We start from the raw sequence: 7908 nt of genomic DNA on the forward strand, positions 1-7908 counted from the left end.
AAAACGCTCTTCCTGGCTGCGGCCAGGAAGAGCGTTTTGTCCTATTGTTCAATGAGCTGATCCCGCTTGCGGACCAGCTCGTCCACATCCACCTTCATGTCCAGTGCGGCAAATATCCCGGTGTAGTACTCCTCCACCTGTTCGATGACCTGCTGTCTTGAGCGCTCCACCATTTCGGCAAAGGCGGCGGCAAAGGCATCGGCAAGCCGCTCTCCGCCCGCCTCCAGGTAGCCGGCTACCGGCTGCTGAAGCAGCTTCTCCAGCTCATCGCGGACTTTTTTCTTGCCGTCTCCTTCGAAAAAGTCCTTCGTATTCTTAAAATACTGCAGAGCTGGCTGAAATTTCGCCGGCGAAGAGTCAGGCAGTTGCTCGGCAAATTCAGGCGTTTCCACTTTAAAGTCTGTGTAGGGTGCCAACGACAGATTGCCGGCATCGTGGGCGAGTTCCTTCCCCCACTGTTCCATCAACCGCCTGCCGCTTTTGTTTAACTGTTTCTCCAGCCGGAGCGCAGTCGCCCGCAGCTCCTGGCCCAGATCGTAACTGACAGAACGGAGCAGCTCCTGCAGGGAACCTTGCAGGGCCTGCTTCAGATTCCTGCCGTCCTCTTTTATCACCGACGGGTTAAACGCGTAGTTAAACAACTCGCTAAACCGGAAGAACAACCGCTGCTTGACATAGAACAGCAGCTCCTCCCGCTCTTTGGCCAGATCGCGTTCCTCTGCAGCGGCAGACAGGGATGTTACCCGCAAAATGGCGGACTGGCGGGCAGCTTCTGCCTGTTGTCTGCGCAGCTGTCTGGCCTGTTCTCCCTCCTGTGCCGCTGCGATCATCTCGCCCAGTGTCGCTTTGGCACGGCGGATTTCTCCGTTTGCTGCCTCCACCGACATCTGCGTCAATTCTTCGATCGTAAACCGGGAAAAATCCCGTTCAAAATCCGGCAAGCCTGACAGCGCAAGCGCCTGCCCGGCTTCCGGAAGCGGATCGCCCTCGCCTGTCTGCGTGCGCTGGCGGTAGACCTTTTCCGCGGAGGCCGACAGCTTGCCTTTTTCGTGCAGCCGGGCCAACAGTGCCGTCTGGCTCGATACCGGATACAGCCGCGGGTGGCGGATCCCGCAGGAGAGCAGATTTTTTTCGATGTGCTGCAGGACATCGTCGAGTTCTTCCCGTGAGGCGGCGAGATCGGCAGCGTTGACGAGGAAAAACATTTTATCCAGTTCAAACGTGTCCTTGACCCGTCCCATTTGCAGCAAGAATTCGTGGTCTGCCTGCGAAAACGCGTGGTTGTAATACGTGACGAACAGCACCGCATCGGCGTTTTTCATGTAGTCGAAGGCGACCCCGGTGTGGCGGGCGTTGATCGAATCGGCGCCCGGAGTGTCTACCAGAATGATGCCCTGCTCCGTCAGCGGACAATCGTAGAACAGCTCGATGTACTCGGCAAAACAAGCCTTCTCCTCTTTGGCGACAAAGCTTTTAAACGCTTGCATGTCGACGATCAGTTCGCCGCCGATGTGCTCCCCCATCTCCGGCATGCCCTTTGTGACCGCTTTTAAAAACGAGTAGTGCGGCTTTGCCGCAGGCGCGATTTGGGCTACGTCGATGCGGCCTACCGCAGCCAGCCCGTCGTGCAAATCGGCGGCCTGAATGCCGAATACCGCAAGCGAACGCAGCACATCCCCTTCAATCGCTTCCGGCGTTTTGAGGACCACCCTGACAGTGCCGTGCGGCCGTTCCGGTGTTGTCGGCAGGATCTTATTGATTGCCGCCGTTGTAGGATTGGGGGAAACCGGCAGCACCATATCTCCCATCAATGCGTTGGCAAACGAAGATTTTCCCGCACTGAACGCTCCGAACAAGGCAACGGTAAAACGGTTTGCCTCCAGTCTGTCGGCCCGCTCCCGCATCGCCTTGGCTTGTGCCTGCATGCCCGGCACATTGGCAATCTGCTCGCTTGCGCCGCGCAGCCGATTCGCTGCGTCCAGCAGCTTCGCTTTCGAGTGATTCATTCCCGTTTACTCTCCCTCTAGCAGTATCGCACAGAGCCGTGCTCTTGCGTCCTCTTCCCGTTTTGACAAAGCCTCGAGCGCTTGGTGGGCTTCCAGCAGTTTGCGCAGTTGATCCCGCTGCTGATCAAGCTCTTGGCCCTCCTCGCGAACGGAGGCGGACAAGCTCGCCGCCACCTGTCTGATCATCTCCAGGCCGACCCGTCTGTACTCCGCTTTTACCGCATCGGATATGTCCTTGCAGTAGTTAAGCACGTATTCACGGGTGCCAGCCCCCTCTTTCACCTGTGCTGCAAGCATCTCGGCCGTCACCTCGATGTTGACGGCATGCGCGGCTGCATGGAACGCTTCGTCGCGGATGCCGTACGCCTCCGGGAACTTGGCGATCAATTGTTTAAAATGCCAGTCGAGGTTGGACGCCACTTTCTCCCGGAAATCCCCGAGCAGCGCCTCTAACCTCGCGGCACGCTCCTCTTCCGTCTTTTTGCCGGAAAAGAGCAAGCCGACTTTAAAACCCGGTTTGCGGCTTTCCAGGTAGCGTTCGGCGGCTTCATTGGTGCTGTAGTATGTGAGTCTGGCGTTGTCCAACAACCGGGAGAGCTCGCTCTCCATCTCTTCCTCGGCTGTCTTCACCCGGACAGCAAGGTCATTTTGCTTGGTCTCTGCTGCCAAGAGGGCCAGGTTCACTTCATCGCGGCTGCTAACGTCCACTCCTTCGATCTCTACATCAAGGGCTGCTTCCCACTGCCGACGCTCGCCGTCCTGCTGCCTTGCAAGAAATCGGACGTGTTCATCCACGAGGTGGAGTGCCGATCGAACCACGCTGGCTTCAATCAACGCCTCCTTTTGCTCCAGCAATTCCAACAGTTTGGCACGAAATTGGGCAAACTGGTTTTCCGGGTGATCCGGCTCCGCCAGGGAGGTGTAGAAGATGCCGTCCGGGCGAATGTTCCACATGGCAAACGCCTCTTCTACACTCTCTTTGTAGCTGTCAAAGTCCAACTCAAAATCGACGTGCTTGTCGATCATGTTGATCACGAGATAGACTGGCTTTTCACGATCTTTCAATGTTTTGGTAAAATTGAAATTTTCTTCCGCCTGAACATGATTGTAATCCATCATGTAGATCACCACGTCTGCCAGATGGAGCGCCGATTCTGTCGCGATCTTGTGGGCCGCGTCGGTCGAATCGATCCCCGGGGTGTCCAGCAGGCTGGTCTCTTCTCCCAGGAACAAGCCCGGGTAGCTGATCTCCACCCATTCCACCGCATCTCCGTCGACGGCATACGCCTTCAGCTGGTCCATTCCCGTATCAGGGTCAAAGGTCAGCACTCCATTTTCGCGAGTGTGGACGCGGGCAGCCGGTTCGCCGCCGCGGATTTTGACCACGTTGGCGCTGGTGGGAATCGGATTGGACGGCAGCAGTTCCCTGCCCAGCAATGTATTGATCATCGTCGATTTGCCCGCCGAAAAGTGGCCGCAAAAAGCGATGTTCATCTCCTTGCCTCGCGTTTTGTCCGCGAGCTGCATGAGCTTTACAGCATTTGGTTCGTCCCCGCCCCGGCGGATTTCTTCTGCCGCGCGCAGCAGGGAGCTCGCAAGCTGGCTGGCATCTCTGTGTTTCGCCAACTGTTGATCTATGTTCACTGTTGATCATCTCCACCTATCTATTCTACCATGCCGAATGTACCATACTCCCACTATTTGTTCAATCCGTGTTGACAGGTTTTCCAGGCACGGTTTGACATTTTTATCCCGGGTGACAGGCAGTGCACGCACCCTCACCTTTTCACGCCCGGCGCATAACGTGCAACTAGGCACGATTTCTTCGGAGAGGAAGGTTTGGCTTGTGGCTAGTCATGTGGATGCCGCTATTGATCGCTTGATCAGCCGGCTGCAAAAAGAGCAGGAGACAGATGGCTCCTGGCGCTTCTGCTTTGAAACGGGGACGATGACAGATGCGTATACGATCATCCTGCTGCGGTCCCTGGGCATCGCGGAAAATGAGCTGATCAGAAGGCTGGCGGAGCGAATTGCCCGCAGGCAAGGAGTCGACGGGGGATGGAAGCTGTTTCCCGACGAGACGCCGGGAAATCTGTCTGCGACCGTGGAAGCCTACTTCGCGCTGCTGTATTCGGGTTACCGCCGAAAAACGGACGAGAGCATGCTGGCGGCGAAGCGTTTCATCCTGTCCCGCGGCGGACTTTCCAACGTTAGTCTCGTGACGAGGATCATGCTGTCCCTGGCCGGACAGCTGCCCTGGATGAAGCATTTTCTTCCACTTGAAATCATGCTCCTGCCGCCTGTTTCCCCAGTCGATTTTTTTGACTTTTCGAGTTATGCCAGAGTACATATCGCCCCGATCCTGGTCGTCCATCAGCAAAAATTTGCGGTCAAACCCAAAAATGCACCCGATCTCTCGGATTTAGCCGGAAAAAGCTCCGCAGCGGAGAAGCATGTACCTGCCTGGCAAATCCTCTACGACCTGATCCGGCGAGGGGCAGGGCACGTCCCGCTTCTGCCCGAGGCGCTAAGCACGTTGGGCTTGCGAACGGCTGAACGCTTCATGCTGGAGAGAGTGGAGCCGGATGGAACCCTGTACAGCTACTTCAGTGCGACTTTTTTGATGATCTTCGCACTGCTGGCACTCGGTTATCCACTGCATCACCCGGCCATCTACCGGGCGATTGGGGGAATCAAGGGGCTTGCTTGTCAGGCTGCTGGACTCCCGCATATCCAGGAGGCCACGTCTACGGTCTGGGACACCGCTTTGCTCAGTTACGCCCTGCAGACTGCCGGCGTTCCCCCATCCGCCCCGATGATCGCCAAAGCGAACGCGTATCTGCTCTCCAGACAGCAGCGGCGATACAGTGATTGGGCCGTTCGCAATCCCGGTGGAGCCGGGAGGATGGGGGTTTTCCGACGTGAATACCTTGCATCCCGATGTCGATGATACCACGGCGGCCCTGCGTTCCATCCGCCGGTCGGCGGGCAGCGATCCCAGCTATGGAACCTCGTGGATAAAGGGCGTGGACTGGCTCCTGTCCATGCAGAACAGGGATGGCGGGTGGGCGGCGTTTGCCAAAAACACGGACCTCGGGATTTTACGCCACCTGCCGATTGAGGGAGCGGATGCCGCCGCTACCGATCCGTCTACAGCCGACCTGACCGGAAGGACGTTGGAATTCTTAGGGAATCACGCCGGGATGAAACTGGAAACCGGCCGTATTCAGCGGGCCATTGCCTGGCTGCTTCGGCATCAGCAAGCAGACGGATCGTGGTATGGCCGTTGGGGGATTTCCTATATTTACGGGACGTGGGCGGCCGTCACAGGGTTGACCGCTGCGGGCCTGCCAGGTGATCACCCGGCGATCCGCAAAGCCGTTGCGTGGCTTTTGCGGATACAAAATCCGGACGGCGGCTGGGGGGAATCTTGCCGAAGTGACATTGTCAAAAAGTATGCGCCGCTTGGGGCCAGTACACCTTCGCAGACCGCCTGGGCGGTTGACGCTCTGATCGCCGGAGAACAGAAACCGACGGCCGAACTGGAACGAGGCATCCGGTACCTGCTTTTGTCCCAGAACAAACTGGATTGGACCGCTGCCTACCCGACCGGAGCGGGACTGCCCGATGGCCTGTACATCCACTACCACAGCTACCGCTACATTTGGCCGCTGCTGGCGCTCGCCCATTACCGGGAGAAATTTGCAGCCGCTTTCTTGCCGTAGGCTCAAAAAGAGGAATTGTAAAGAATGACTCCCGGCCTTTGGATGGGCAATCAGCGCCGATCCAGGCCGGGAGTGGAGTCGTGGTATCAATGTGCCGCAAACGATTGCGCCAGCAGATCGGCAAAGGCTTTGGCGTACGCCGGCAAATCGGGAGGACGGCGGGAGCCGACGATGTGTCCATCGACGACGACTTCCTCATCTACCCAGATCGCTCCCGCGTTTTCCAGGTCATCCTTGATGCCTGGCGTTGAGGTAGTCTTCACCCCTTGCAATATCTTTGCCGAGACCAGCACCCAGCCGGCGTGGCAGATATGGCCAATCGGCTTTTTGGCCCGGTCCATCGCTTGGATAAAGGACAAAATCTCCGGATAGCGGCGCAGCTTGTCGGGCGCCCAGCCGCCGGGAACCAGCACCCCGTCGTACTCCTCGGGCTTTACTTGGTCGATTGCTTTATCCGAGCTGCACGGTACGCCGTATTTTCCGATATAGGTGTGATTTGCCTTCGGTCCGACGATGTCCACCTGCGCTCCTTCCTCTCTCAGGCGAAGAACAGGATACCAAAGCTCCAAGTCTTCAAATTCGTTTTCAATGTAGCAAACTATTTTTTTGCCTTCCAACCGCATTCTCTCATCCCCCTGTCCGAGTTCATTTTCTTACATTGTATCACGATTCATGTCAAGGCAAGCGGAATACGGCAAACGGCTCTCCATAGCGGAAATCCCGGCTGATGCGATCCAGCTCTTGAAGCTGTTCTTCATCAAGGTCGAGAGACGCGCTTTTCAGGTTTTCTTCCAATTGCTCCACTTTGGTTGCCCCGACAATCACCGTCGAAACAGCAGGCTGGTGCATCAGCCAAGCCAGTGACAGCGCGCTTGGCGAACATCCTGCCTCATTGGCCAAACGGCTCACTTGTTGACCTAAGGCGATTCTTTCAGGATTGAAGAACCTTTTAAATTTTGGATCAGTCACGGCTCGCGACCCTTCCGGTGCAGTGTCCAGAGTCGTGTACTTTCCTGTCAATATCCCGCCAGCAAGCGGATAGTACGGGATGATGCCGAGTCCTTGATCCAAAGCAAGCGGAACTGTCTCCAACTCCGGTGTCCGGTCGGCCAGCGAGTAGCTGGTTTGAATCGATACAAACCGGTTGAGCCCCAGCAGATCGCTGATGCCGAGCGCCTTCATCAGCTCCCACGCCGCGTAATTCGACGCCCCGATATAACGGACTTTGCCGGAACGAACCATGTCGTCCAGCGTCCGCAGCGTTTCTTCCAGCGGTGTATCGGGATCAAAGGTATGGATTTGGTACAGATCCACATAATCGGTCTTCAGCCGCCTCAAGCTGCTCTCCAATTCCCGCTGCAGGTGATAGCGCGAAGACCCTCTGTCATTGGGGCCTTCCCCCTGAACCAACCCCGCCTTCGTCGCCAGCACTACCTTATCTCGCCTGCCCTCTAAAGCTTGACCGATAATTTTCTCCGATTCCGACCCGGTGTAGATATTTGCTGTATCGATAAAATTAATGCCGTTGTCCAGTGCATGATGGATGATGCGAATGGAGGTCGCCTCATCAGCACGTCCCCCAAACGCGTTCGTACCAAGACCTAATGCGGATACTTTCAGTCCGCTGCCGCCTAATCGATGGAATTTCATGCATAACCGGCCCCTTTCAATTGGATTCATCCATGTTCTCTTTCCGCTCTGCCCCTCTCGCGACCCTTTATGGGCCTTGGGCATTATACTAATCCTTTATTTTCCTATCGTCAATCGGCTGTTACAGTTAGGCATGAAAAAAGCCCCGAAACGGATGATTCATCGTCTCGAAGCTTTCAAACAAATATGTATGGTGCCGGTAGAGGGACTTGAACCCCCACGGTTTCCCTCACGATTTTGAGTCGCGCGCGTCTGCCAATTCCGCCATACCGGCATATAAGATGGTCGGGAAGACAGGATTTGAACCTGCGACCTCTTGGTCCCGAACCAAGCGCTCTACCAAGCTGAGCCACTTCCCGTAATTTTGGCTGTGGGTTCACCGAAAAGTATTCGGAGTACTCTACAACGCTTTTCTTCACTTTTTGGAGTAAAATGGCGTGCCCTGAGAGATTCGAACTCCCGACCTTTTGATTCGTAGTCAAACGCTCTATCCAGCTGAGCTAAGGGCACGTGTGTAAGAAGGAATT

At 56.2% G+C, this 7908-nt stretch carries 4 protein-coding genes, 3 tRNA genes and 1 pseudogene; 1 reads left to right on the plus strand and 7 read right to left on the minus strand.

The annotated features are described in order from the left end of the window. Positions 1 to 41 precede the first annotated feature (41 nt). The gene (locus tag HGBM_RS16740) at positions 42 to 2006 is read right to left on the minus strand and encodes a dynamin family protein (RefSeq protein ID WP_019122242.1); all 1965 of its coding nucleotides are present in this window, start codon (positions 2004 to 2006) and stop codon (positions 42 to 44) included. Positions 2007 to 2012: 6 nt separating this feature from the next. Beyond that, the gene (locus tag HGBM_RS16745; protein ID WP_019122243.1) at positions 2013 to 3650 is read right to left on the minus strand and encodes a dynamin family protein; all 1638 of its coding nucleotides are present in this window, start codon (positions 3648 to 3650) and stop codon (positions 2013 to 2015) included. A 202-nt stretch (positions 3651 to 3852) separates the two neighbouring features. On the opposite strand from HGBM_RS16745, the pseudogene shc reads away from it, so the two are divergent. Continuing rightward, a pseudogene (shc, locus tag HGBM_RS27760) lies at positions 3853 to 5731 on the plus strand (squalene--hopene cyclase). Positions 5732 to 5817: 86 nt separating this feature from the next. Here the strand turns inward: shc and HGBM_RS16755 are convergent. The 5 genes from HGBM_RS16755 to HGBM_RS16775 all read right to left on the minus strand — a co-directional run bounded on the left by HGBM_RS16755 (position 5818) and on the right by HGBM_RS16775 (position 7891). After that, on the minus strand, positions 5818 to 6354 hold the full coding sequence (locus HGBM_RS16755) for a type 1 glutamine amidotransferase domain-containing protein (protein ID WP_019122245.1): 537 nt from the start codon (positions 6352 to 6354) through the stop codon (positions 5818 to 5820). 52 nt (positions 6355 to 6406) lie between these two features. Then, positions 6407 to 7381, minus strand: coding sequence for an aldo/keto reductase (locus HGBM_RS16760; RefSeq protein WP_019122246.1), 975 nt, complete (start codon positions 7379 to 7381; stop codon positions 6407 to 6409). Between the two features lie 191 nt (positions 7382 to 7572). Then, a tRNA-Leu gene (locus HGBM_RS16765) sits at positions 7573 to 7655 on the minus strand. Between the two features lie 8 nt (positions 7656 to 7663). Beyond that, a tRNA-Pro gene (locus tag HGBM_RS16770) sits at positions 7664 to 7740 on the minus strand. Positions 7741 to 7814: 74 nt separating this feature from the next. After that, positions 7815 to 7891, minus strand: a tRNA-Arg gene (locus HGBM_RS16775). Between the last annotated feature and the right edge of the window lie 17 nt (positions 7892 to 7908).

The organism is Brevibacillus massiliensis, assembly GCF_000311785.1.
Classification (GTDB): domain Bacteria; phylum Bacillota; class Bacilli; order Brevibacillales; family Brevibacillaceae; genus Brevibacillus_C; species Brevibacillus_C massiliensis.

What these genes read in the sequence shown, in the direction of transcription:
- HGBM_RS16740 (WP_019122242.1), bottom strand. Translation starts at nt 2,006, where the DNA reads ATGAATCACTCGAAAGCGAAGCTGCTGGACGCAGCGAATCGGCTGCGC.
- HGBM_RS16755 (WP_019122245.1), bottom strand. Translation starts at nt 6,354, where the DNA reads ATGCGGTTGGAAGGCAAAAAAATAGTTTGCTACATTGAAAACGAATTT.
- HGBM_RS16760 (WP_019122246.1), bottom strand. Translation starts at nt 7,381, where the DNA reads ATGAAATTCCATCGATTAGGCGGCAGCGGACTGAAAGTATCCGCATTA.